This window comes from Bacteroides sp. OF04-15BH (genome assembly GCF_003477995.1).
In the GTDB taxonomy this organism is placed as follows: Bacteria; Bacteroidota; Bacteroidia; order Bacteroidales; family Bacteroidaceae; genus Paraprevotella.
The window spans coordinates 1-520 of sequence record NZ_QUEM01000120.1; the positions used below are offsets into that span (position 1 = coordinate 1).

Genomic DNA, 520 nt, shown 5'->3' on the forward strand with positions numbered 1-520 from the left:
CTTTATATATAACATATACGTTCGCCGAACGTCCCAAAGTAGAAAACTGGCACTTTTCAAAAAGAGGGGATATTCAGCGCAGGATATGCTATGCGTTTGTCATAGCGTGGCTGCACTGTTTCCTCTTTTGGGTATGCCAGTACCTCTACTTTGAAACAGCGTCATGCCACGCTTTCTTTTTAGGTGGCGGCTAACGTGCAAAGACAGTAGGGATTTATATCACTTTAATACCTGACAATATGGAACAAATCAAAGCGCACATCGCCGTATCGCTGGACGGGCATACCGCCACGCCGGACTATGAACTGGACTGGATGCCCCGTGATGTCAAGGAACTGGCGGCAAGGGAACACGCCGCCGCAAGCTGCCTGCTTATGGGGGCGAACACCTACAACTACATCTTTGAACACTGGGGCGGGTGGCCGCACAAAAGCAAGCGGTCTTTTGTGGTGTCACACTACGACACCAACGTGACGCCGGACTGCGGCGTGGAGTTCCTGACCGAAGAACCGCTGCAAAG

General features: G+C 51.3%; 2 protein-coding genes. Both read left to right on the top strand.

Annotated elements, in window-relative coordinates; all coding sequences use genetic code 11:
• Nucleotides 1-194, top strand: a 194-nt coding sequence (locus DXA74_RS16850; RefSeq protein ID WP_233550602.1) for a hypothetical protein, incomplete at its 5' end; no start/stop codon positions are given.
• A 45-nt stretch (nucleotides 195-239) separates the two neighbouring features.
• Nucleotides 240-520 (top strand): dihydrofolate reductase family protein (locus DXA74_RS16180; RefSeq protein ID WP_370448523.1); only part of this gene is annotated, 281 nt, incomplete at its 3' end.